General features: G+C 61.3%; 24 protein-coding genes. 22 read left to right on the top strand and 2 right to left on the bottom strand.

Features of this window, described 5'->3' with window-relative positions; genetic code table 11:
• The first annotated feature begins 292 nt into the window (after window positions 1–292).
• Genes ACEN9T_RS19660 through ACEN9T_RS19645 form a run of 4 tightly spaced genes read left to right on the top strand, consistent with a single transcriptional unit; the run spans window position 293 to window position 3,513 of the window.
• The gene (locus tag ACEN9T_RS19660; protein ID WP_413708484.1) at window positions 293–1,327 is read left to right on the top strand and encodes an RluA family pseudouridine synthase; all 1,035 of its coding nucleotides are present in this window, start codon (window positions 293–295) and stop codon (window positions 1,325–1,327) included.
• Window positions 1,308–1,967, top strand: a complete 660-nt coding sequence (locus ACEN9T_RS19655; protein WP_004635673.1) for an HAD-IA family hydrolase — start codon at window positions 1,308–1,310, stop codon at window positions 1,965–1,967. The genes ACEN9T_RS19660 and ACEN9T_RS19655 overlap by 20 nt, the downstream gene beginning before the upstream one ends.
• The gene (locus ACEN9T_RS19650) at window positions 1,960–2,361 is read left to right on the top strand and encodes a Rieske (2Fe-2S) protein (RefSeq protein WP_413706815.1); all 402 of its coding nucleotides are present in this window, start codon (window positions 1,960–1,962) and stop codon (window positions 2,359–2,361) included. Before ACEN9T_RS19655 ends, ACEN9T_RS19650 begins: the two co-directional genes overlap by 8 nt.
• 39 nt (window positions 2,362–2,400) lie before the next feature.
• The gene (locus ACEN9T_RS19645) at window positions 2,401–3,513 is read left to right on the top strand and encodes a S49 family peptidase (protein WP_413708483.1); all 1,113 of its coding nucleotides are present in this window, start codon (window positions 2,401–2,403) and stop codon (window positions 3,511–3,513) included.
• A gap of 16 nt (window positions 3,514–3,529) precedes the next feature.
• On the opposite strand, the gene ACEN9T_RS19640 is transcribed toward ACEN9T_RS19645, so the two are convergent.
• A complete protein-coding gene (locus tag ACEN9T_RS19640; RefSeq protein ID WP_413706814.1) occupies window positions 3,530–4,261 on the bottom strand; it encodes an SAM-dependent methyltransferase in 732 nt (243 codons plus the stop codon).
• Window positions 4,262–4,264: 3 nt separating this feature from the next.
• Window positions 4,265–4,861, bottom strand: a complete 597-nt coding sequence (locus ACEN9T_RS19635) for a Maf-like protein (protein WP_092971581.1) — start codon at window positions 4,859–4,861, stop codon at window positions 4,265–4,267.
• 192 nt (window positions 4,862–5,053) lie between these two features.
• Here ACEN9T_RS19635 and ACEN9T_RS19630 point away from each other — a divergent pair, with 192 nt between their 5' ends.
• The 18 genes from ACEN9T_RS19630 (at window position 5,054) to era (ending at window position 21,660) form a co-directional block, all read left to right on the top strand.
• Window positions 5,054–5,590, top strand: coding sequence for a YceD family protein (locus ACEN9T_RS19630; protein WP_092971580.1), 537 nt, complete (start codon window positions 5,054–5,056; stop codon window positions 5,588–5,590).
• 116 nt (window positions 5,591–5,706) lie between these two features.
• A complete protein-coding gene (gene rpmF / locus ACEN9T_RS19625) occupies window positions 5,707–5,886 on the top strand; it encodes a 50S ribosomal protein L32 (protein ID WP_003268823.1) in 180 nt (59 codons plus the stop codon).
• A gap of 190 nt (window positions 5,887–6,076) precedes the next feature.
• Window positions 6,077–7,138, top strand: a complete 1,062-nt coding sequence (plsX, locus tag ACEN9T_RS19620) for a phosphate acyltransferase PlsX (RefSeq protein WP_413706813.1) — start codon at window positions 6,077–6,079, stop codon at window positions 7,136–7,138.
• 35 nt (window positions 7,139–7,173) lie between these two features.
• On the top strand, window positions 7,174–8,154 hold the full coding sequence (locus ACEN9T_RS19615) for a beta-ketoacyl-ACP synthase III (RefSeq protein WP_092971578.1): 981 nt from the start codon (window positions 7,174–7,176) through the stop codon (window positions 8,152–8,154).
• A 32-nt stretch (window positions 8,155–8,186) separates the two neighbouring features.
• Entirely contained in the window at window positions 8,187–9,116 is a 930-nt protein-coding gene (gene fabD / locus ACEN9T_RS19610) for an ACP S-malonyltransferase (protein ID WP_413706812.1), read from the top strand.
• 14 nt (window positions 9,117–9,130) lie between these two features.
• Window positions 9,131–9,880 (top strand): 3-oxoacyl-ACP reductase FabG, encoded by a 750-nt coding sequence (fabG, locus tag ACEN9T_RS19605; RefSeq protein WP_413706811.1) that lies wholly within the window; start codon window positions 9,131–9,133, stop codon window positions 9,878–9,880.
• 186 nt (window positions 9,881–10,066) lie between these two features.
• The gene (acpP, locus tag ACEN9T_RS19600) at window positions 10,067–10,306 is read left to right on the top strand and encodes an acyl carrier protein (protein ID WP_004635650.1); all 240 of its coding nucleotides are present in this window, start codon (window positions 10,067–10,069) and stop codon (window positions 10,304–10,306) included.
• Between the two features lie 113 nt (window positions 10,307–10,419).
• Window positions 10,420–11,652 (top strand): beta-ketoacyl-ACP synthase II, encoded by a 1,233-nt coding sequence (gene fabF, locus ACEN9T_RS19595; protein ID WP_092971575.1) that lies wholly within the window; start codon window positions 10,420–10,422, stop codon window positions 11,650–11,652.
• Between the two features lie 600 nt (window positions 11,653–12,252).
• A complete protein-coding gene (gene rpoE, locus ACEN9T_RS19590; RefSeq protein WP_004635646.1) occupies window positions 12,253–12,852 on the top strand; it encodes an RNA polymerase sigma factor RpoE in 600 nt (199 codons plus the stop codon).
• Between the two features lie 107 nt (window positions 12,853–12,959).
• Window positions 12,960–13,592 carry a sigma-E factor negative regulatory protein gene (locus tag ACEN9T_RS19585; RefSeq protein ID WP_413708482.1) on the top strand — a complete coding sequence of 211 codons (633 nt, stop codon included), beginning with the start codon at window positions 12,960–12,962 and terminating at the stop codon, window positions 13,590–13,592.
• Between the two features lie 11 nt (window positions 13,593–13,603).
• Complete coding sequence (locus ACEN9T_RS19580; protein ID WP_413706810.1) at window positions 13,604–14,701, top strand: MucB/RseB C-terminal domain-containing protein; 1,098 nt, start codon at window positions 13,604–13,606, stop codon at window positions 14,699–14,701.
• Window positions 14,702–14,783: 82 nt separating this feature from the next.
• Complete coding sequence (locus ACEN9T_RS19575) at window positions 14,784–16,295, top strand: DegQ family serine endoprotease (RefSeq protein WP_413706809.1); 1,512 nt, start codon at window positions 14,784–14,786, stop codon at window positions 16,293–16,295.
• Complete coding sequence (locus ACEN9T_RS19570) at window positions 16,292–16,612, top strand: glutaredoxin family protein (RefSeq protein WP_024976101.1); 321 nt, start codon at window positions 16,292–16,294, stop codon at window positions 16,610–16,612. The genes ACEN9T_RS19575 and ACEN9T_RS19570 overlap by 4 nt, the downstream gene beginning before the upstream one ends.
• Before the next feature lie 174 nt (window positions 16,613–16,786).
• Window positions 16,787–18,586 carry a translation elongation factor 4 gene (gene lepA, locus ACEN9T_RS19565; protein WP_092971572.1) on the top strand — a complete coding sequence of 600 codons (1,800 nt, stop codon included), beginning with the start codon at window positions 16,787–16,789 and terminating at the stop codon, window positions 18,584–18,586.
• A gap of 30 nt (window positions 18,587–18,616) precedes the next feature.
• Entirely contained in the window at window positions 18,617–19,510 is an 894-nt protein-coding gene (lepB, locus tag ACEN9T_RS19560) for a signal peptidase I (protein WP_252692969.1), read from the top strand.
• A gap of 62 nt (window positions 19,511–19,572) precedes the next feature.
• A complete protein-coding gene (locus ACEN9T_RS19555; protein ID WP_092971570.1) occupies window positions 19,573–19,941 on the top strand; it encodes a DUF4845 domain-containing protein in 369 nt (122 codons plus the stop codon).
• Window position 19,942: 1 nt separating this feature from the next.
• Window positions 19,943–20,713: a ribonuclease III gene (gene rnc, locus ACEN9T_RS19550; RefSeq protein ID WP_024976097.1), complete on the top strand. Its 771-nt coding sequence runs from the start codon at window positions 19,943–19,945 to the stop codon at window positions 20,711–20,713.
• Between the two features lie 8 nt (window positions 20,714–20,721).
• On the top strand, window positions 20,722–21,660 hold the full coding sequence (gene era / locus ACEN9T_RS19545; protein ID WP_004635627.1) for a GTPase Era: 939 nt from the start codon (window positions 20,722–20,724) through the stop codon (window positions 21,658–21,660).
• Window position 21,661: the final 1 nt, after the last annotated feature.

The raw sequence follows: 21,661 nt of genomic DNA, 5'->3' as shown, positions 1-21,661 counted from the left end.
CGTATGGATGACCATGTGGCGCCCGCCTTTGAATTCTGTTCTACCAGCTGCTCGTTCTACGCTGGCCGACGGAGCCGACGTGATCTTTGGTTCACGTCCTGCTCAGTGGGACAGCGGTGCGTGCTGCTTTCGTGCCGATTAGTCGGCCACGTGATTAGCTTTGTAACACAAGTGGGCGAGAGATCGGCGCGTTCCGGACCGAAACGGTGGCTGTGTACAATACCTGTTGTTTCGTTCCGACCGGCTGTTGCTGGCGCCTAAACGACTGTCCAGCGAGAAAATTATATTGAAAATGAATGAGTTACGCCATCCATTTGATGGCCGCATTCAACAGGCCGGACGTGGCACACTCGGCGATGCACTCGACAGCAAGTCGGTCGCCTATGTTGAAATCGGCGAGGACGCTGAAGGTCAGCGCATCGACAACTTCTTGATGCGCGTGGCCAAGGGCGTGCCCAAAAGCCATATCTACCGCATCCTGCGTTCCGGCGAGGTGCGGGTTAACAAGGGTCGCATCGATGCGGAATACCGCTTGAAACTCGGCGACCTGGTTCGTATTCCGCCGCTGCGGATCGCCCAGCAGGTAGAAGCCGCGCGCCCGGTTCCGGCGGCAGAATTCACGATCCTTCACGAAGATACGCACTTGTTGGTGATCGATAAGCCCGCAGGGGTGGCCGTGCACGGTGGCTCCGGGGTGGCGTTCGGGGTGATCGAACAATTGCGCCAATCTCGCCCGGACGCGAAGTTTCTAGAGTTGGTGCACCGGCTCGACCGCGAAACGTCGGGTGTGCTGTTGCTCGCCAAAAAGCGCTCTGCGCTGGTAGCGCTGCATGAGCAGATCCGTGAAGGCCAGTTGGACAAGCGGTACTTTGCGGCTGTGAAGGGCGTCTGGCCGCACAAGCGTCAACACATCAAGTCGCCCCTGCACAAATACACCACGCCCGAAGGCGAGCGCCGGGTGCGTGTGCAGGCCGACGGGCAGGCATCGCACACGATCTTCAACAAAGTAGGGGTGTTTGGTCCCTACACGTTGCTGGAGGCCGAGCTGAAGACCGGGCGCACGCACCAGATTCGTGTGCATCTTGCGCACGCCGGTTTCCCTATCCTGGGCGACGACAAGTATGGCGATTTCGCCCTGAACAAGGCGCTGTCACGTGCGAATGCTTCGCCGCGACTGGCGCGGATGTTCTTGCATGCGCATCGCCTGCAGTTGACGCATCCGCAAAGCGGAGAAACCATCACGTTCAATGCGCCGTTGCCCGCCGAGTGTGCCGATTTCCTCAACGCTTTCAAGGGCCCCGATTCTGATGCCGCAGCAGCGTTTTGACCTGATCGTTTTCGACTGGGATGGCACGTTGATGGATTCGACGTCGGCCATCACCCGGTCGATCCAGCTAGCCTGCCGGGATCTTGATCTGCCCGTGCCCGACGACGCGCGGGCGAGTCACGTGATCGGATTGGGCCTGCGGGATGCGCTTGAATATGCGGTCCCCACGCTCGATCCTGCCGACTACGGCAAGCTGGCCGATCGATATCGCTTCCATTACCTCAGCCGCGACGCGCATCTCGTGTTGTTTCCGGGCGTGCGCGAAATGCTGGAAGCGCTGCGCCGCCAGAACTATCTGCTGGCGGTGGCGACGGGCAAATCCCGCGTTGGCCTGCAACGTGCAATGGAGGCGACGAATCTGACGGGCGTCTTCGACAACACACGCTGCGCCGATGAGACGTTCTCCAAGCCGCACCCCGCGATGCTGCTCGAACTCACGCGCGATCTCGGCATGGAGGTCGAGCGCACGGTGATGATTGGCGACACGACCCACGATCTGCAGATGGCGGCCAATGCGGGCGCCGCTGGCGTAGCCGTCACATACGGCGCGCATCCTGCCGATGTGCTGGATTCCCTTACGCCGTTGTATAGCGCCAAGTCGGTTCCCGATTTACACAATTGGCTGACGCAACATGCCTGATATGGCGGAACAGATCCGTGTGTGCGAAAGCACTGCGCTGGAAGATGGCGGCCTTGGGGTCCGGTTTCAGGTGGAGGTGCGGGGGCGGCTCGTCAGCGCGTTTGTTGTCCGTTACGCGGGTGGCGTCCATGGTTATTTGAACCAGTGCGCGCACGTGCCGATGGAAATGGACTGGCAGGAAGGCCAGTTTTTCGAAAGCTCGGGCCTGTATTTGATGTGTGCAACGCATGGCGCCATTTACGAACCAGATACTGGCCGGTGCGTCGGCGGCCCGTGCCGGGGCTCGCATTTGTCCAAACTTGCGGTGGCGGAGCGCGACGGCGCAGTCTGGTGGCAGCCGGATGCACTATTTCGGGTGCCCGTGTCCGCGCCGGAGCCAACCCCCTCCGCCTAGCAGCGCAGTTTTTCTTCTCGACCGTTTTTCTCCTTGTCTATGACCGACTCGATTCCGCCGAAAGGGCCAGACGACGCCCCAAATGAGGGTGCAGGCAAACCAGAAGCGCTGGAAGTCGCCCAGCACGCTGATCATCCGCTCGAGGCTGAATTGCGTAACTCGGCCGCAGGCAGGCCGGCCTCGGCATCTGCGCCAGCAGCATCCGCGCAGGGCAGCGGCTGGGAGCGTGAGGTGCTGGAAAAAGTCTTGATGGCAACCGTCCGTGAGCAGCGCGCCGCGCGCCGCTGGCGCATCTTTTTCCGCTTCGTGACGCTGGGCCTGATCGGGGTGCTTATTTACGCGTTCGCCAGTTTGGAAGGCGAAACCGTTAGCACGGGCCGCCACACGGCGGTTGTCACGCTCGATGGTGAAATTGCGGCCAACACAAACGCCAGCGCCGAGAACATCAACGCCTCGTTGCAGGCTGCGTTTGCAGACGACAACACCGTCGGTGTGATCCTGAAGATCAATTCGCCGGGCGGCTCGCCGGTGCAGGCGGGCATGATCAACGATGAAATTCGCCGTCTTCGCGCCAAATACAAGAAGATTCCGCTGTACGTCGTGGTCGAAGAGATGTGCGCGTCAGGCGGTTATTACGTGGCCGCCGCGGCAGACAAGATTTACGTCGACAAGGCCAGCATTGTCGGCTCGATTGGCGTGCTGATGGACGGCTTCGGCTTTACTGGGCTGATGGACAAGGTGGGCGTCGAGCGCCGCCTACTTACGGCCGGCTCGAACAAGGGGATGCTCGATCCGTTCTCGCCCGTGTCGCCCCAGCAAAAACAGTATGCGCAGGAAATGCTCGATCAGGTGCACCAGCAGTTCATCGATGTGGTGAAGCAGGGCCGCGGCAACCGTCTGAAGGCCGATCCGACGCTGTTCACGGGTCTGTTCTGGACGGGCGCCAAGGCTGTGGACCTTGGCCTGGCTGATGCGATCGGCAGCTCGGACTTTGTGGCGCGCAGCGTTATCAAGGCGCCGGACGTGGTCGACTACACCGTCAAGGAAAACTTCGCCTCGCGTGTAGCGCGCAAGCTCGGCACGGCGATGGGGGCGGGCGCGGTGAAGGCGCTGGCCGCTACGGGCCAGCTTAAGCTGCTGATGAAGGAGTAAAGAAGGAAGAGGCGCGCTATCGCGCCAGCAGCGAGAAGATCGCCGGCCGCTTGTGCAGGTTCATGCGGTCGGCGCGCCAGTCGCTCACGGGCAGTGTGACGACCTGCTCGTCGGGCAGCGTCAGGTCCACCGCAATCGAGAGCAGGGTACTCGGCGCGCAGCCAGCCTGAATGGCCTCGAGCAACGCGCCATTTCGGTACGGCGTCTCGATAAACACCTGTGTTTGCCCTGCAGTGCGTGAAAGCTGTTCCAATGCGCGCAGCTTGGTCTTACGCTCAGCGGCGTCGACGGGCAGATAGCCGTTGAACGCAAAGCTCTGGCCGTTCAATCCGGACGCCATCACCGCCAGCAGAATCGAACTCGGCCCCACCAGCGGTTTTACGCGCACGCCGCGTCGGTGCGCGAGGCGCACGAGATTCGCGCCCGGATCGGCCACCGCCGGCACCCCGGCTTCCGACATCAGCCCAGCGTCCTGGCCGGCAGCCACTGGCGCCAGCAGTGCTTCCAGTTCCGATTCCGGCGTTTTGACGTTCAGTTCGCGGATGGTGATTTCCTGCAGTGGGCGCGCCAGCGGCGTAGTCTCGGCCAGCTTTTTCAGCAACGCACGCGCCGTCTTGGCGTGTTCAGCGACGAAGTAATCGAGTCGCGCGGTGATCTGCTGCACGCCAGCCGGAATTACCTCAGGGAGCGGATCAGCCGCATCGCGTGAGCCCAGCGTATTTGGAATGAGGTAAAGCGTACCGGCCATGGTTCAGGCGAAGAGCGGGTAGTGAACGTTGCGCAGCATGCTGGTCAGGGCGATCAGCGGCAGGCCAACCAGGGCGGTCGGATCCGATGACTCCACGCGTTCGAGCAGGGCGATGCCCAGACCTTCTGATTTGGCGCTTCCCGCAACGTCGTATGGGTGTTCCAGGTGCAAGTAGGCGTCCAATTCCTCGTCGGAAAGATCGCGGAAGGTCGCCAGCGTGCGAATGTCCTCGCTCTGGTGTTGCCCGGTCCGCCCGTCGTACAGGCACAACGCTGAATGGAATGTGACGGTGCGTCCACGCATCCAGTGCAGTTGTGCCAGTGCGCGGGCGTGGTCGCCCGGCTTGCCAACCTGCTCACCGTCCAGCGTGGCGACCTGATCGGAGCCGATGACCAGCGCGCCGGGATAGCCTGCTGCGACCTTCTCCGCCTTTTGCCGGGCCAGGCGTAGCGCGGTCTGGTCGGGCGACTCGTCCGGGGCGGGGGTCTCATCAATGTTCGGTACCACAATCTCAAACGGCAAGCGCAGGCGTTCGAGCAATTCCCGCCGATATGGCGAGCTGGAGGCCAGAATGAGCGGCGGACGCGATGCAGAAGTCATAAGTGCTTGAAGATGCAGTAGATTTTGAGCAAAACCTTTTGACGCCAGAGGTTTCTGCCCGCTATAATCCCGCGTTTCGCGGTTTGGCCGCGCAGTGTCGCAAACCGAGCGCCCAGGCGCAAGGTGTCGGGCGCTGCAGGGCGGTCGATCCGGTTCGCGCACCAACAGCAACGCGTTTAGCAGGTTCGATTCGTGGATTTTCGTGCATTCGATCTTTTCGCGTTCATTCGCGCGGGTGAGCCGGCAAGCGGTACAGTCAATCTGACCGATATGCCTCGCCTGCTGGCCGAGCAGGCTGCGGATGCTCCCGCTGATGCCAACACGCAATTCCGTTGGCAGTTGCAGGGTCTGGTGCGTGAGGAGGCTACCGCCGGTCAGTTGCCCCGCCAGCGTCTCTTCGTGGATCTCGAAGTGGATGGGGCGGTCTGGCTGCAATGCCAGCGATGCCTCAAGGCTTACGAGCAGCCTCTGCCGGTGTGCACGCGACTGGAAGTCATGCGCTCAGAGGCCGATGCCGATGCCGCTCCGCTGGATGACGATGAGGCTGATGTCATCGTCGGCTCGCGCAACTTTGATCTGATCACGCAGATCGAAGATGAGCTGTTGCTGGCGTTGCCGGTGTCACCGCGTCATGCAGTCTGCCCGGATGAGGTGTTGCCGGAAGAGGCTGATGCTGAAAAGAAGCCGTCGCCGTTCGCGGTGCTGGCTAACCTGAAGACCAAACATTAGGCGTGCGCGAGTATTTGCGCGCGCTGATGGCAGTACGTTTCACACGCCTACCGGAATGGCTACGCTCCGGCTCCGTGTGATGTGATAAAATCGATCAAATTGCTTAGGAGTCAGTCATGGCTGTTCAACAAAACAAGAAGTCGCCGTCCAAGCGCGGCATGCATCGTTCGCACGATTTCCTGACGACGGCCCCGATCGCCGTCGAGCCGACCACCGGCGAAGTGCACCTGCGTCACCACGTGAGCCCGAACGGCTACTATCGTGGCCGCAAGGTTGTGAAGACCAAGAACGACTGATGCGATTTGCCAGTTTTCTGGCAAGCGTGTTGGGTTGGTCTGAACGCACAGGTTCATGATGCAAGCAAAAAAGCGGCAAGCCAATTTGCCGCTTTTTTGTTGAGCGAAATTCGGCAATGCGTGTACCGGTTTGTGTACCATACGCGCGCCAACGGCCGGAGCCGCACGTGAAACCGCAACTCAGACTCGCATGACCATCAAGCTTGCCATCGACTGCATGGGTGGTGATCACGGCGTTGGCGTGACAATCCCTGCAGCGATCCATTTTCTCGCCGCACACGAAGACGTCGAAATGCTGCTCGTTGGGCAGCCCGACGCCATTGCGGCGCAGCTCAAGCGACTTCACGCTACCGCGAACCCGCGCGTCCACATCGTTCCCGCCTCCGAGGTGGTGTCGATGGACGATCCGGTTGAGGTGGCGCTGCGCAAGAAGAAAGATTCTTCGATGCGCGTGGCCGTCAATCAGCTCAAGGAAGGCGCCGCCCAAGCGTGCGTTTCCGCTGGCAATACCGGCGCGTTGATGGCGGTGTCGCGTTACGTTCTCAAGACGCTGGACGGCATCGATCGCCCGGCCATCGCTACCGCCATCCCGAACGAGAAAGGTGCCGGCACCACCGTGCTGGACCTTGGTGCCAACGCCGACTGCGAGCCCGAGCACCTGCTGCAGTTCGCGCAGATGGCCTCGGCGATGGTGTCGGTCGTTGAGCAGAAGCCTCGCCCGACTGTTGGCCTGCTCAACATCGGCGAAGAAGTCATCAAGGGCAACGAGGTCGTCAAGCAGGCGGGTGAGCTGCTGCGCGCTTCCGACCTGAACTTCTTCGGTAACGTTGAAGGCAACGACATCTTCAAGGGCACGACCGACATTGTTGTCTGCGATGGCTTTGTCGGTAACGTGGCGCTCAAGAGCACCGAAGGCCTGGCCAAGATGATCGGTGAGATGCTGCGCCAGGAATTCAGCCGCTCGTGGTTCACAAAGCTGCTCGCCGTCGTGGCGCTGCCAGTGTTGACGCGTTTCAAGCGGCGCGTAGACCATCGGCGCTACAATGGCGCCGCGCTGCTCGGCCTGCGTGGTCTGGTCATCAAGAGCCACGGCTCGGCCGACGCCTACGCGTTCGAATGGGCCATCAAGCGTGCCTATGACGCTGCGGCCAACGGCGTGATCGCCCGCATTGCGCAGGCGTTCGAATCGCACCATGACGCAGCGGGCGCTGCGCCGGTCTCCACTTCCACTCCGGCCGCCGACGCTGCTTGAACGCGTCGCTCCCGAGTCAGATCACCCCACCGCACATGACACGTTTCGCAAGGATCATCGGTACGGGCAGTTACCTGCCGCCCAAGCGGGTTACCAATGACGAACTGGCGGCCCAGTTGGCCGAGAAGGGTATTGAGACGAGCGACGAATGGATCGTCTCGCGCAGCGGCATCCGGGCGCGTCATTTCGCCGAACCTGATGTCACGTGCAGTGACCTCGCAGTAAAGGCGGCCGAGCGCGCGATCGAAGCCGCCGGCATCGATCGTTCCGAGCTCGACCTGATCCTGGTGGCGACGTCCACGCCGGATTTCGTGTTCCCGAGCACGGCGTGCTTGGTGCAGCAAAAGCTTGGTATTACCAACGGCTGCCCTGCGTTCGACGTGCAGGCTGTGTGTTCCGGCTTTGTCTACGCGCTGGCGACCGCCGACAAATTTATCCGCTCGGGCGCGTACCGCAATGTGCTCGTGATTGGTTCGGAAGTCTTCTCGCGCATCATCGATTTCAGCGATCGCACCACTTGCGTCCTGTTTGGCGATGGCGCCGGCGCCGTGGTGCTGCAGGCTTCTGATGAGCCGGGCATCCTGTCGACTGCGTTGCATGCCGACGGAAGCCACGCCAACATCCTATGCGTGCCAGGCAACGTGGCCGCAGGTGCGATCCAGGGTAGCGCCTTCCTGTACATGGATGGTCAGGCTGTCTTCAAGCTGGCCGTCACGGTGCTCGACAAGGTTGCCCGTGAAGCACTGGCGGCAGCGGAGCTCGATGCCTCGCAAGTCGACTGGTTGATTCCGCACCAGGCGAACATCCGCATCATGCAGGGCACGACCAAGAAGCTGGGTCTCTCCAACGAGCGCCTGATCGTGACCGTCGACGAGCACGGCAACACGTCTGCAGCCTCGATTCCGCTAGCGCTCGACGTTGCTGTGCGCGACGGCCGCATTCAGCGCGGTCAGCACGTGATGCTCGAGGGTGTGGGTGGCGGCTTTACCTGGGGCGCCGCGCTGCTGCGCTTCTGATCGACGAATTTCCAGAACGAACAATACGAGCCATGACATTCGCTTTCGTCTTCCCCGGCCAGGGTTCGCAATCGGTCGGCATGCTCAATGCGTTTGCCGATCATCCGGCCGTGGTGGCCACGCTGGCCGAGGCGTCCGACGCGCTGGGCCAGGACATTGGCAAGCTGATTGCCGAAGGCCCGGCTGAAGAGCTGAACCTGACGACCAATACGCAACCCGTCATGCTGACGGCGGCTGTTGCTGTCTATCGAGCATGGCAGGCCGCCGGTGGCCCGACGCCGACCGTCGTGGCCGGCCATAGCCTCGGCGAGTATTCGGCGCTGGTGGCCGCAGGTGCCATCGCGTTCAAAGACGCTGTTCCGCTGGTGCGTTTCCGCGCCAAGGCGATGCAGGAAGCCGTACCGGTGGGCGAGGGCGGCATGGCTGCGATCCTCGGCCTGTCGGATGATGACGTACGCGCCGCATGCGCCGAAGCTTCGGGTGCGGGTGTGGTCGAAGCCGTGAACTTCAACGCGCCGGCTCAGGTGGTGATCGCCGGTGCCAGGGCTGCTGTCGAGAAGGCGTGCGAAATCGCCAAGGCCAAGGGTGCCAAGCGCGCACTCCCGCTGCCGGTGTCCGCGCCGTTCCACTCGTCGCTGCTCAAGCCGGCGTCGGATCGTCTGCGCGAGTATCTCGCCAACGTGACGGTCAACGCGCCGGTAATCCCCGTTATCAATAACGTGGACGTGGCTGTGGTGAACGACCCGGCTACCATCAAGGATGCGCTAGTGCGTCAGGCGGCATCGCCGGTGCGCTGGGTTGAGACGGTCCAGAAGATGAAGGCCGACGGCGTTACCCGCGTGGTCGAGTGCGGCCCGGGCAAGGTGCTGGCAGGTCTGGTCAAGCGTATCGACGGCGAGATCGTCGGCGACGCGATCTTCGATCCGGCGTCGCTGGAAGCCGTGCTGGGCCAACTCAAATAATCAACGGGATTCGTATGACCCAAGCATTGAACAATCAGGTTGCTCTCGTTACCGGTGCCTCGCGCGGCATTGGCCGGGCCATTGCGCTGGAACTCGCACGCCAAGGTGCGACGGTGGTCGGTACGGCCACGTCGGAAGCCGGCGCGCAAGCTATCACCGCGTACTTCACCGAAGCGGGCGTGAAGGGTTCGGGGGTGGTGCTCAACGTGAATGACGCCGCGCGCTGCGAGGCCGTCATCGACGAAACCATCAAGACGCACGGCGGCCTGAACATTCTCGTCAACAATGCGGGCATCACGCAGGACAATCTGGCGATGCGCATGAAGGACGACGAATGGGTGTCGGTCATCGACACGAACCTCTCCGCTGTGTTCCGTCTGTCGCGTGCTGTGCTGCGCCCGATGATGAAGGCGCGCGGAGGCCGTATTATCAACATCACTTCGGTCGTTGGCTCCGCCGGCAACCCGGGTCAGGCGAACTATGCTGCGGCCAAGGCGGGCGTGGAAGGCATGGCTCGCGCGCTGGCGCGTGAGATCGGCAGCCGTAACATCACGGTCAACTGCATCGCGCCGGGCTTTATCGATACCGACATGACCAAGGTCCTGTCGGAAGAACAGCATACCGCGCTGAAGGCGCAGATTCCGTTGGGCCGCCTTGGCGCGCCTGAAGATATCGCCAGCGCGGTTGCCTTCCTGGCGTCACCGGCGGCGGGCTACATTACGGGCTCGACGCTGCACGTCAACGGCGGCATGTACATGGGATAAGGAAGCCGTCCCGGCGGCGGTCATGCGGGGCTTAGCGCATAAGCAAAATCCTGTGCGATCGCTGATTTAACTGGCTTTTAGCATCATGTTGGGCGCATTTTTTGCATGGATTCCGGCGCGGTTTTTCACCGCGCAAACCTGCTAGAATGCGCGCACTTTTTGTCGAATACTTCCCTGGAGGGTTAAATGGACAACATCGACGCACGCGTTAAGAAGATCGTTGCTGAGCAACTCGGCGTGGCCGAAGCGGACATCAAGAACGAATCGTCGTTCGTGAACGATCTGGGCGCGGATTCGCTCGATACGGTTGAGCTGGTGATGGCTCTGGAAGACGAGTTCGGTATGGAAATCCCGGACGAAGAAGCCGAGAAGATCACCACGGTGCAGCAAGCTATCGATTACGCGACCGCCCACGTCAAGGCGTAAGCGTCAATCGATCTCTTGACATCGCGGGCCACAGAAAGGGCGGTTGTCCGGTTTGACCGGGTGGCGCGTTTTCTGTGGCCTTTGTCGCTGATACAGAGTTGCAGGAAAGCATAGTGAGCCGTCGTCGCGTAGTGGTAACCGGCCTGGGGCTGGTCTCTCCGGTAGGGAACTCGGTCGCCGAGGGGTGGGCCAATCTGGTCGCCGGCAAGTCCGGGATCGCCACCATCACCAAATTCGATCCGTCGAACCTGGCCGTGCATTTCGCTGGCGAGGTGAAGGGTTTCAACGCTGAGGATTACATCCCGGCGAAGGAAGCCCGCAACATGGACACCTTCATCCATTACGGCATTGCTGCCGGCGTGCAAGCGCTGAAGGACAGCGGTCTGGAAGTCACCGAAGCCAATGCGGAGCGTATCGGCGTGTTGGTCGGTTCCGGTATCGGCGGTCTGCCGATGATCGAAGATACGCACCAGACCTACGTCGATCGTGGCCCGCGCCGGATTTCGCCGTTCTTTGTGCCGGGTTCGATCATCAATATGATCTCCGGCCATTTGAGCATCATGTTCGGCTTGAAGGGCCCGAATCTGGCAGCCGTCACGGCTTGCACGACTGGCCTGCACAGCATTGGTCTGGCCGCGCGTCTTATCCAGGCGGGCGATGCTGACGCAATGGTGGCCGGCGGTGCCGAATCGACCGTTTCGCCGCTAGGCATCGGTGGGTTTGCGGCTGCCCGCGCGCTGTCCACGCGCAATGAGGATCCGGCCACCGCGTCGCGCCCCTGGGACAAGGACCGTGACGGTTTCGTCCTGGGCGAAGGTGCAGGTGTGATGGTGTTGGAAGAATACGAGTCGGCCAAGGCACGCGGCGCCACGATCTACGCGGAAGTCGCAGGCTTTGGCATGAGCGGCGACGCGTTCCATATGACGGCGCCGAACATGGACGGCCCGCGCCGCTGCATGCTGAATGCACTGCGCGATGCAGGTATGAATGCGGATCAGGTCCATTACCTGAATGCGCACGGCACCTCCACGCCGCTGGGTGACAAGAACGAATCCGAAGCCATCAAGGCGGCTTTCGGAGATCACGCCGGCAAAGTCGTCGTGAACTCTACCAAATCCATGACCGGCCACTTGCTTGGCGGCGCGGGGGGGCTTGAGTCGGTGTTCACGGTGCTGGCGCTGCACAATCAGGTGTCGCCGCCGACCATCAACATCTTCAACCAGGATCCCGAGTGCGATCTCGATTACTGCGCCAATACCGCGCGTGACATGAAGATCGACGTGGCCGTGAAGAACAACTTCGGCTTCGGCGGGACGAACGGTACGCTGGTGTTTAAGCGCCCGTAAGACAGAGCGGCACGTAGCCTCACGGCGCGTGCCGCTTCGCTTTTGCCTTGGTTATCCAGCACATTGTCTTTCCAGCGTCGTATCGGCGCCTGTGCGCGATCGGCCGGTTTGGCATAGCCGCCCTTGTTTGCTTGGTTGTGCTCTGGGCGATCAAAACATGGGGCGCCGCATTACCTTGGATTACCTGGGGCGCCATCGGCGGGTTGGCGGCGGCCGCGTGCCTGCCGTTGATGGTGAACCGTTCGCCGCTCACAATGGAACTGATGTGGCGCGCTCGTCTCAAAGAAGACGGGGAGCCCGGCCGAGCCGTGTGGCAGGTCCGATGGGAAGCGCCAGAAGCGGTCCAAAATGCGCCTCTGTTATGGTCATGGCCGCTGGGTGAGCGCATCTTGGTCCTCGGGGTCGCACGTCGCGGATGGTGTCCACAGATTTTCGTGCTGATGCCGCCGTGGTTTTCCGCTGGGACGCTACGTCGTATGCGAAGTCTGTTGCGCCTGGGGCCTCCGCGGGTGGTTTCTCAGGTGTCCGGTGTGTCGTAGGTAAAATACAACGTTTCCAAGTCACATAAATTCAAGGCGATACACTGCAGGTGAAGAATCCGTGAGCGAACGCGAAGCCGACCAGATCCTCGTCGAGCGCGTCCAGCAAGGCGACAAGCGAGCGTTTGAGCTACTGGTGGTCAAGTACCATCGGAAGATCATTCGGCTCGTTTCGCGCCTGATCCGTGACCCGGCCGAAGTCGAGGATGTGGCACAGGATGCCTTTATCAAGGCCTACCGTGCGTTGCCCCAATTTCGGGGGGAATCCGCGTTCTATACGTGGTTGTATCGCATCGCCGTCAACACGGCGAAGAATTACCTGGCGACTCAGGGGCGGCGCCCGGAATCGTCCAGCGATATCGACACCGAAGAGGCTGAAACTTTTGCCGACGGCGAGCTACTAAGGGATATCAATACGCCGGACTCCATGCTGCACACCAAGCAGGTGGCCGAAACGGTCAACCGTGCAATGGAAGCGCTGCCCGAAGAATTGCGTACCGCAATCACACTCCGGGAGATCGAGGGTCTGAGCTATGAGGAAATCGCTGAAGCGATGGAATGCCCGATCGGCACGGTCCGGTCCCGCATCTTCCGCGCGCGCGAAGCGATTGCCGAGAAATTGCGCCCCCTGCTGGGAACAGTTGAGGGCAAACGGTGGTAGCCAGCCGATATGACAAGCCGGCGGCCGCATGCGGCTGCAAACGGTGAAACCTCGGGAAGTCTTCTCTCGGATCGTTGATTGGACGTTGGAGTTTTTGGGGTCGGGAAATGGGTCAGGCTCAATTGCAAACGGCAGAAGTGGAGTTCGCACAACGCATCTCTGCCTTGATGGACGGTGAAGTTGCAGCGCACGAGGTGTCGTCTGCCGTGGAACTCGCCAAGGATGGCGAAGGCGCGGCGCATTGGCGCGAATATCAATTGATCGGCGACGTGCTCCGGTCGGAAGATCTGCTGAACACGCGTTCCTCTGAAGATTTCTTCAGCCGGTTCTCGGCCAAGCTCGATGCCGAGCCGCATCTCCTGGTGCCGGCTGTAGCGCAGCGTGCCAAGGCCCAAGAGAGGCACCGCTTCCTGGTCAGCCCGGCTTGGGTCCGCCGGATTATGCCTACGACCGCCGTGGCTGCGGCGGTGGCGGCCGTTAGCTGGGTCGTCGTGCCGCAACTGCGCGGTACTGCCGATGGCGTTGATGGTGTCCCCGCATTGGTCGCCAAAGCGACGCAAGCTACCGGTGCACAGGCACTGACCGTGGCGGCCACTGACAATACGCCGATGATCCGCGACGCCCGGCTGGATGAATACCTGAGCGCCCACCGGCAATCAGCAACCAACGGTATGGTGGTTCCGTATCTGCGTGCAGTGGCCAATGGGGTGGCGAACACCCAGGACTCCAATCAGGAATAATGCGGGCATCCATGTCGAAGGTGTGGCACCCCGTTGCCGGGGCAGGCGCCCGCAAGCTGCAGGCCGTTCGTCGGTCGGTTTTTCTTCTTCTGTGTGTTTCGGCGCTGGCGACAGCTGCTCAGCCGCAGGCAGAACTAATGCCGCGCAAGGAGGCTGCCTCCTGGCTCGCCAAAATCCATCGCGCAGCGCTCAAGCAAAACTATGTCGGGACGCTCACGTACCAGCGTGGCACCGGCATGCACTCCACTCGCATCCAGCACTACGCTGATCTTTTCAACAACGAGTACGAGCGCGTCGAAGCGCTGGACGGCAAACAGCGCGAGATGCTGCGCCAGAATGACGTCGTCCGGAACCTGATTTACGACGTCAAACTCGTTGTGACAGAGAAGCAGGAGCACAAGGACAGCTTCCCCGCACTGCTCGCCACCACCAACGGCGATGTGCTTGATCAATACGACATGCGCCATCTGCCGACCGAGCGCGTGGCGGGCATGGATTGCGAAGTCTTCCAGCTCGATCCGAAGGACGGCTACCGTTATGCCTACCGAATCTGGGCGGAGCGCAACAGTGGTTTGTTGATGCGCGCCCAGACCATTGGTGAAGACGGCAAGGTGCTTGAACAGGTGGCCTTCTCGCAAGTTGAGTTGGGTGTGCCGTCGGAAAAGCAGAAGATCGTCACTGCGCTCAAGAACCTGAACGGCTGGAATCAGTACGAGATCGTGACGCAGCCGACTAATCTGGCCGAGCAAGGCTGGACGATCGGCAGCCCCGTCAAGGGCTTCCAGAAGATCCGTGAGGTGCGCCGTCCGCTGGGCGATATTGCGCCAGCCGGAAAGAACAGTTCTGGTTTCGAGGTCCAGCAAGTCGTGTTTAGCGACGGATTGGCGGGACTGTCGCTCTTTATCGAGCCGGTATCGGAAAAGCGAACGCGTCGCGAAGGCTTCATCTCACAAGGCGCTACGCATGTGATGGTACGACGTGTTGCCGATTTCTGGCTGACGGTCGTAGGCGAAGTCCCGTTTGCTACCATCAAGCAGTTTGGCGCAGCAGTCGACTACAAGCCGGTGTCCGCCAACGCGGCCAACAAGCCGGCCAGCGCGCCGCAATAACCACTAGCCGGCATCTATCTTGGGTGCGCGACGTAGTCGCGCAGTGCCAATTCTCTATCTGTTCTTGTTCCGGGGAGCTTTCATGCGTACCGCTCGATCCGTTCACGCCTTGCGTCTGCTGTGCGTTGCCGCCACTGTGGCGGTTGGGAGCGCGCTGGCGCCGGCCCACGCACAGAACGCCACGGGTAGCGTGGCCACGGGCACGTATGGCTTGCCTGATTTTGCCGATCTGGTCGAGAAGGTGAGCCCCGCTGTCGTCAACATCCGCACGACCGAAAAGGTTCGTATGCAGCAGGGTGGTCCGAACGATGACGACATGGCCGAATTTTTCCGCCGCTTCTTCGGTGTACCGATGCCGGGCATGCCCGGGCAGGGCCAGAAGCGCCGCAACGCGCCGCCGCAGCAGGAAGAGGAGCAGAGCCGCGGTGTCGGTTCCGGCTTCATCATCTCGGGCGACGGCTACATCCTGACCAACGCACACGTGGTGGAAGGCGCGGAAACCATCTATGTCACGCTGATCGACAAGCGCGAATACAAGGCCAAGCTGATCGGCCTGGACAAGCGTACTGACGTGGCGCTCGTCAAGGTCGAAGCGAGTGCGCTGCCGAGCCTGAAGCTCGGTGATTCCGACAAGGTGCGCGTAGGCGAGTGGGTGCTCGCAATCGGCTCTCCGTTTGGGCTGGACAATACGGTGACTGCCGGCATTGTGTCGGCCAAGGGGCGCGATACGGGCGACTACCTGCCGTTCATCCAATCCGACGTGGCCGTCAATCCAGGCAACTCGGGCGGCCCGTTGATCAACCTGCGCGGCGAGGTAATCGGCATCAACAATCAGATCTACAGCCAAAGCGGCGGCTACATGGGCATCTCGTTCTCGATTCCGATCGACGAGGCGATGCGTGTGGCTGAGCAGTTGAAGGCGACAGGACGCGTGACACGTGGTCGCATCGGTGTGGCAATCGATAACGTGCCGAAGGACGCGGCGGAGTCGCTGGGTCTGGGCCGGGCGCGCGGCGCCTATGTCGGCAATGTCGAATCGGGCGGTCCTGCCGACAAGGCAGGCATCGAGGCGGGTGACATCGTCTTGAAGTACAACGGGCGCGATGTCGAGAAGGCGGGTGACCTGCAGCGCCAAGTCGGCGAAACCAAGCCGGGCGCGCGCGCTACCGTGCAGGTCTGGCGCAAGGGCGCAACGCGCGATCTGACCGTGACGGTCGCCGAGTTGCAGGCCGACACGAAGGTGGCGCAGCGCGCCAAGGGCGCGCAGCCTGATAACAGCCAGCAGGGTCCGGGCAAGCCGAATGCGCTGGGGCTGGTGGTGGCTGACCTGTCTGACGGCGCGCGTCGCGAGTTCAAGACCAAGAGTGGCGTTGAAGTGCAGGTCTCTGAAGGGCCGGCGGCGCGCGTCGGCATTCGACCGGGTGATCTCATTCTGCGCGTGGGTGATACCGATGTTGCCAACGCCAAGCAGTTCAACGAGGTGGTCGCCAAGCTCGACAAAAACCGCATGGTGGCCGTGTTTGTACGCCGTGGCGATGCGACCCAGGTGGTGACGCTGCGCCCGAGCGCGGCCCGTTCGGGTAGCGGCCAGTGATCGAGCTGACGCTCTACGGACGCACGTACTGCCACTTGTGCGACGACATGAAGAACGCGCTGGAGCCGCTCCGGCGCGGTTTTTCTTTTGTGCTGCATGAAGTGGACGTCGACAGCGATCCGGCGCTGGAAGCGCGGTTTGACGAATTGGTGCCAGTACTGATGACCGGAGGGCCGGCAGCCTCGCCCCAAGACGTGCGGGAGTTGTGTCACTACTTTCTCGATGTGCCTGCCGTGCAGGCATGGCTTGCAGCGCAGACGGCGCGCGCGCCTGACACAGCGCCCCTGCCGCAAAAAGAGGCGCGGGAAGCCCCCTGAAATCCGGTAAAATCGCCTGTTAGCGCCGATTTTTGCATTGCACGATTTCTGTGTCGCAAGTTCGGCTTGGAACCCAATACCTCCCGCCAGCGCAGCCAATGTGCGCCGGCCATGCCGGAACCGCCTCGCGCTCCCGGCAGACGCGCCCGGGATGGGCGCTTTTCGACGCATTCGATGGACAATATCCGCAATTTCTCGATCATCGCCCACATCGACCACGGCAAATCGACGCTGGCCGATCGCATCATCCAGTTGTGTGGCGGGCTCTCCGACCGCGAGATGGAAGCCCAAGTACTGGACTCGATGGACATCGAGAAGGAACGCGGCATCACCATCAAGGCGCAGACCGCCGCGTTGTCCTACAAGGCACGGGACGGCAAGGTCTATAACCTCAATCTGATCGATACCCCGGGACACGTCGACTTCAGCTACGAAGTCAGCCGCTCGCTGTCCGCGTGCGAAGGTGCTCTGCTGGTGGTCGATGCTTCCCAAGGTGTGGAGGCGCAAACCGTTGCCAACTGTTACACCGCCATCGAGCTGGGCGTGGAAGTGGTGCCGGTGCTCAATAAAATCGACTTGCCTGCGGCTGATCCGGACAACGCGATCCAGGAAATCGAAGACGTCATCGGCATCGACGCGACCGATGCGACGCGCTGCTCAGCCAAGACCGGCGTAGGCGTGGCCGATGTGCTGGAAGCGCTGATTGCCAAGGTGCCGGCGCCCAAGGGTGACCCGGCCGCGCCGCTGCAAGCGCTGATCATCGACTCGTGGTTCGACAACTATGTCGGCGTGGTGATGCTGGTGCGCGTGGTGAACGGCACGCTGCGCGCCAAAGACAAAATTCTGCTGATGGCAACCGGTGCGCAGCACTTGGTGGAGCAGGTGGGCGTGTTCTCGCCGAAGTCCGTGCCGCGGGAATCGCTGTCTGCCGGGCAAGTGGGCTTCGTTATCGCCGGCATCAAGGAATTGAAGGCAGCCAAGGTGGGTGACACCATCACCCACGTGGCACCGCGCAAGGCCGAGGCGCCGCTGCCGGGCTTCAAGGAGGTCAAGCCGCAAGTGTTTGCTGGCCTGTATCCGGTGGAAGCCAACCAGTACGAAGCGCTGCGGGAATCGCTGGAAAAGCTCAAGCTCAATGACGCGTCTCTGCAGTACGAGCCGGAAGTGTCGCAGGCGCTGGGCTTTGGCTTCCGCTGCGGCTTCCTGGGTCTGTTGCACATGGAGATTGTGCAGGAGCGCCTGGAGCGCGAGTTCGACATGGATCTGATTACCACCGCGCCGACGGTGGTCTATCAGGTGCAACTGCGCGACGGCACGATGGTGCAGGTGGAAAACCCCGCCAAGATGCCGGCGGACCCGAGCAAGATCGAGGCGATTCTCGAGCCGATCGTCACGGTCAATCTGTACATGCCGCAGGATTATGTGGGCGCCGTGATCACGCTGTGCGAGCAGAAGCGCGGCTCGCAGATCAACATGAGCTACCACGGCCGCCAAGTCCAGTTGACGTACGAAATCCCGATGGGCGAGATCGTGCTGGACTTCTTCGATCGGCTGAAATCCGTTTCGCGCGGTTATGCGTCGATGGATTACGAGTTCAAGGAATACCGCGTGTCGGACGTGGTCAAGGTCGACATCCTGATCAACGGCGACAAGGTCGATGCGCTGTCCATCATCGTCCACCGTTCAAACAGCACGTACCGTGGCCGTGAAGTGGCCGCCAAGATGCGCGAGATCATTCCGCGCCAGATGTACGACGTGGCAATCCAGGCAGCCATTGGCGCCAACGTGATCGCCCGCGAAAACGTCAAGGCGCTGCGAAAAAATGTGCTGGCCAAGTGCTACGGCGGTGATATCTCGCGCAAGAAGAAGCTCCTCGAAAAGCAGAAAGAGGGCAAGAAGCGCATGAAGCAGGTTGGTACCGTTGAAATTCCGCAAGAGGCTTTCCTAGCCATCCTGCGCGTCGAAGAAAAATAATCCAGACATCGCTCGGACGATCTCTCATCCATGAACTTCGCCCTGATTCTGTTTGTTCTCGTCGTCCTCACCGGCATTGCGTGGGTGGCTGACAAGCTCGTGTTCCAGCGCCAGCGTCAGACGGCTGCGGCCGCGGCACTGGCTGAATTTGATGCGCGTGCGCAGGTGCAGGCGCAGTACGGCGGCGGTGGCGACATCGGTGCCGCGCGTTTGCAACTGGCCGAGGACAAGCTGCGCCAGCCCTGGTGGCTGGAGTACACCGCCAGTTTCTTCCCGGTTATCGCCGCAGTGTTCCTGCTGCGTTCGTTCGTGATCGAGCCGTTCAAGATTCCGTCGGGCTCGATGATTCCGACGCTGCAGATCGGCGATTTCATTCTCGTCAACAAGTACACGTATGGCATTCGTTTGCCGATCGTCAACAAGAAGATCGTCGAGCTGAACCAACCGCAACGCGGCGACGTGATGGTCTTCCGCTATCCGAAAGACGAGTCGATGGACTACATCAAGCGCGTGATCGGCGTGCCCGGTGACGTGGTGAAGTATGACAACAAGCGCCTGACCGTGAACGGCCAGCCGGCCACCTACGCGCCGCAGTCCGATTACCTCGATGGCGAGCGCCTGACGTACTCGAAGCAGTATCAGGAGACGCTCGGCAACGTCACGCACAACATCCTGAACGACGCCGATCGCCCGGCCTATGTCTCTGGCCCGGACGATTTTCCGTTCCGCGAAAACTGCACTTACAATCAGACCGGTTTCACCTGCAAGGTACCTGCAGGTCACTATTTCATGATGGGCGATAATCGCGACAACAGTGCGGACTCCCGTTACTGGGGTTTCGTGCCGGACAAGAACATCGTCGGGAAAGCCTTCTTCATCTGGATGAACCTGGGTGACCTGAAGCGGATCGGTGCTTTCCACTGATCCGACAAGTGACGCCAAAATCTCTTATGAAAACTCGGCGATTGCAAAACGGGGGAAATGCAATGCGAATTCGTCAGGCCGGTCTGAAACGCCCGTCGCGCGGGATTACGATGTTTGGCATCCTGATCGGCATCATTGTGCTGATCACGTTTGTGCTGCCGGCTATTCGGTCCGTCCCAAGCCTGATGGAATATCAAGCCATCACGCGCGCCGTGAAGCAGGCACGTGAACGTGCAAGCACGCGCGAAGAAGTGGCCAACGCCTTTGACAAGCAAGCCGCGATCGACGACATCACGTCGATCAAGGGTGAAGATCTGGAAGTGCTGGACGGCGGTGGTTCCATCCAGGCAGTGCGTTTCTCCTATAAGCGAGAGATCCCGTTGTATGGCCCCATCGGTCTGGTGATCACCTACTCGGGGACCCAGCGTTGACATGAGTTTGGATGCACTACAGCAACGTCTTGGCTACCGCTTCAGCAAACCGGAGTTGCTGCAGCAGGCGCTCACCCATCGCAGCCACAGCGCGATGCACAACGAGCGCCTGGAATTTCTTGGCGATTCAATCCTGAATTGCGCCGTCGCCGACATGCTTTACGGCATGTTTGGCAAGCTGGACGAAGGTGACCTCTCGCGTGTACGGGCCAATCTCGTCAAGCAGCAGGCGCTGTATGAGATTGCGCAGATGTTGCTGTTGCCCGATGCCTTGCGTTTGGGCGAAGGCGAATTGAAGAGCGGTGGTTTCCGCCGGCCTTCGATCCTAGCTGATGCGCTCGAAGCGATTTTCGGGGCGGTGTTCCTCGACGGCGGCTTCGATGCTGCCCGCACGCTGATTCGCAAGCTTTATATCCCGATCCTTGAACAGGTCGACCCGCGTACGCTGGGCAAGGATGCCAAGACGCTGTTGCAGGAGTACCTCCAAGGTCACAAGATTGCGTTGCCGCTGTATACGGTGGTTGCCACCCACGGCGCGGCGCATAATCAGCAATTCGAGGTCGAGTGCTCGATTCCGAAGCTAGAGATTCGCGTCTCCGGCAGCGGGGCATCGCGGCGCGCGGCCGAACAATCGGCGGCCAAGCTGGCCCTGGATGAAGCGCATCGCCTGGTGCCGCAGCTCGTCAAGCGCAGCCGCGCCGAGCGCACCGGCAAGACGCGCAAGCAGGCTACGCCGCCCGATCCGCAGTTGTCTCTCAGGTTGAAGGAATAATCAGGTAAATGAGCGACACCCCATTGCAGCCTCCGCAGCCAGAATCTGGTGTGCCGGAGGGGTTCCGCTGCGGCATGGTCGCCATTGTTGGGCGGCCGAACGTCGGCAAATCCACGCTGATGAACGCCCTCGTGGGCCAGAAAGTCAGCATCACATCGCGCAAGGCGCAGACCACGCGCCACCGCATCACCGGCATTCAGACGACCGATGACGCCCAGTTCGTCTTCGTCGATACGCCGGGCTTTCAGACACGTCATGCCACAGCGCTGAACCGATCGCTGAACCGCGCGGTCACCTCCACGCTTACCTCGGTGGATGCCGTGCTGTTCGTGGTTGAAGCCGGCCGCTATGGCCCGGACGACGAGAAGGTGCTCTCGCTGCTGCCGCGCGAGACGCCCGTGATCCTGATCGTCAACAAGGTCGATCGGCTCGACGCGTACACGCGCGCCGAGATGGTCGCCGTGTTCCTGCAGGACATGGCGCAGGTGTTTCCGTTTGCCGAAATCGTGCCGATGTCGGCCAAGAACCGCGACGACATCGACCGCTTGCTCGGCATCGTGCGCCCGTATCTGCCAGAAGGCGAACCGATGTACGACCCGGAAGCGCTGACCGATCGCAGCGAGCGCTTCCTGGCCGCAGAAATTGTTCGCGAGAAGGTCTTCCGCTGGACCGGCGACGAATTGCCGTATTCCAGCACCGTCATCGTCGACAAATTCGAGACCGAAGGCCGCCTGCGCCGCGTATTCGTGACCATTCTGGTCGACCGCGACGCGCACAAGGCAATGATCATTGGTGCGAAGGGCGCCAAGCTCAAGCAGATCTCTACCGAAGCCCGCATGGACATGGAAAAACTGTTCGACGGCAAGGTGTATCTGGAGGTCTGGATCAAGGTCAAGAGCGGTTGGGCCGACAACGAAGCCGGCCTGCGCGCCTACGGCTACGAGTAAC

The organism is Ralstonia sp. Ralssp110 (assembly GCF_047325135.1).
GTDB classification, from domain to species: domain Bacteria; phylum Pseudomonadota; class Gammaproteobacteria; order Burkholderiales; family Burkholderiaceae; genus Ralstonia; species Ralstonia mojiangensis.
The sequence above is the reverse complement of the archived record's forward strand: the minus strand, read 5'-3'. Positions and strand labels throughout refer to the sequence as shown.

What these genes read in the sequence shown, in the direction of transcription:
- ACEN9T_RS19660 (WP_413708484.1), top strand. Translation starts at nt 293, where the DNA reads ATGAATGAGTTACGCCATCCATTTGATGGCCGCATTCAACAGGCCGGA.
- ACEN9T_RS19655 (WP_004635673.1), top strand. Translation starts at nt 1,308, where the DNA reads ATGCCGCAGCAGCGTTTTGACCTGATCGTTTTCGACTGGGATGGCACG.
- ACEN9T_RS19650 (WP_413706815.1), top strand. Translation starts at nt 1,960, where the DNA reads ATGCCTGATATGGCGGAACAGATCCGTGTGTGCGAAAGCACTGCGCTG.
- ACEN9T_RS19645 (WP_413708483.1), top strand. Translation starts at nt 2,401, where the DNA reads ATGACCGACTCGATTCCGCCGAAAGGGCCAGACGACGCCCCAAATGAG.
- ACEN9T_RS19640 (WP_413706814.1), bottom strand. Translation starts at nt 4,261, where the DNA reads ATGGCCGGTACGCTTTACCTCATTCCAAATACGCTGGGCTCACGCGAT.
- ACEN9T_RS19635 (WP_092971581.1), bottom strand. Translation starts at nt 4,861, where the DNA reads ATGACTTCTGCATCGCGTCCGCCGCTCATTCTGGCCTCCAGCTCGCCA.
- rpmF (WP_003268823.1), top strand. Translation starts at nt 5,707, where the DNA reads ATGGCTGTTCAACAAAACAAGAAGTCGCCGTCCAAGCGCGGCATGCAT.
- plsX (WP_413706813.1), top strand. Translation starts at nt 6,077, where the DNA reads ATGACCATCAAGCTTGCCATCGACTGCATGGGTGGTGATCACGGCGTT.
- ACEN9T_RS19615 (WP_092971578.1), top strand. Translation starts at nt 7,174, where the DNA reads ATGACACGTTTCGCAAGGATCATCGGTACGGGCAGTTACCTGCCGCCC.
- fabD (WP_413706812.1), top strand. Translation starts at nt 8,187, where the DNA reads ATGACATTCGCTTTCGTCTTCCCCGGCCAGGGTTCGCAATCGGTCGGC.
- fabG (WP_413706811.1), top strand. Translation starts at nt 9,131, where the DNA reads ATGACCCAAGCATTGAACAATCAGGTTGCTCTCGTTACCGGTGCCTCG.
- acpP (WP_004635650.1), top strand. Translation starts at nt 10,067, where the DNA reads ATGGACAACATCGACGCACGCGTTAAGAAGATCGTTGCTGAGCAACTC.
- ACEN9T_RS19585 (WP_413708482.1), top strand. Translation starts at nt 12,960, where the DNA reads ATGGGTCAGGCTCAATTGCAAACGGCAGAAGTGGAGTTCGCACAACGC.
- ACEN9T_RS19580 (WP_413706810.1), top strand. Translation starts at nt 13,604, where the DNA reads ATGTCGAAGGTGTGGCACCCCGTTGCCGGGGCAGGCGCCCGCAAGCTG.
- ACEN9T_RS19575 (WP_413706809.1), top strand. Translation starts at nt 14,784, where the DNA reads ATGCGTACCGCTCGATCCGTTCACGCCTTGCGTCTGCTGTGCGTTGCC.
- lepA (WP_092971572.1), top strand. Translation starts at nt 16,787, where the DNA reads ATGGACAATATCCGCAATTTCTCGATCATCGCCCACATCGACCACGGC.
- lepB (WP_252692969.1), top strand. Translation starts at nt 18,617, where the DNA reads ATGAACTTCGCCCTGATTCTGTTTGTTCTCGTCGTCCTCACCGGCATT.
- ACEN9T_RS19555 (WP_092971570.1), top strand. Translation starts at nt 19,573, where the DNA reads ATGCGAATTCGTCAGGCCGGTCTGAAACGCCCGTCGCGCGGGATTACG.
- rnc (WP_024976097.1), top strand. Translation starts at nt 19,943, where the DNA reads ATGAGTTTGGATGCACTACAGCAACGTCTTGGCTACCGCTTCAGCAAA.
- era (WP_004635627.1), top strand. Translation starts at nt 20,722, where the DNA reads ATGAGCGACACCCCATTGCAGCCTCCGCAGCCAGAATCTGGTGTGCCG.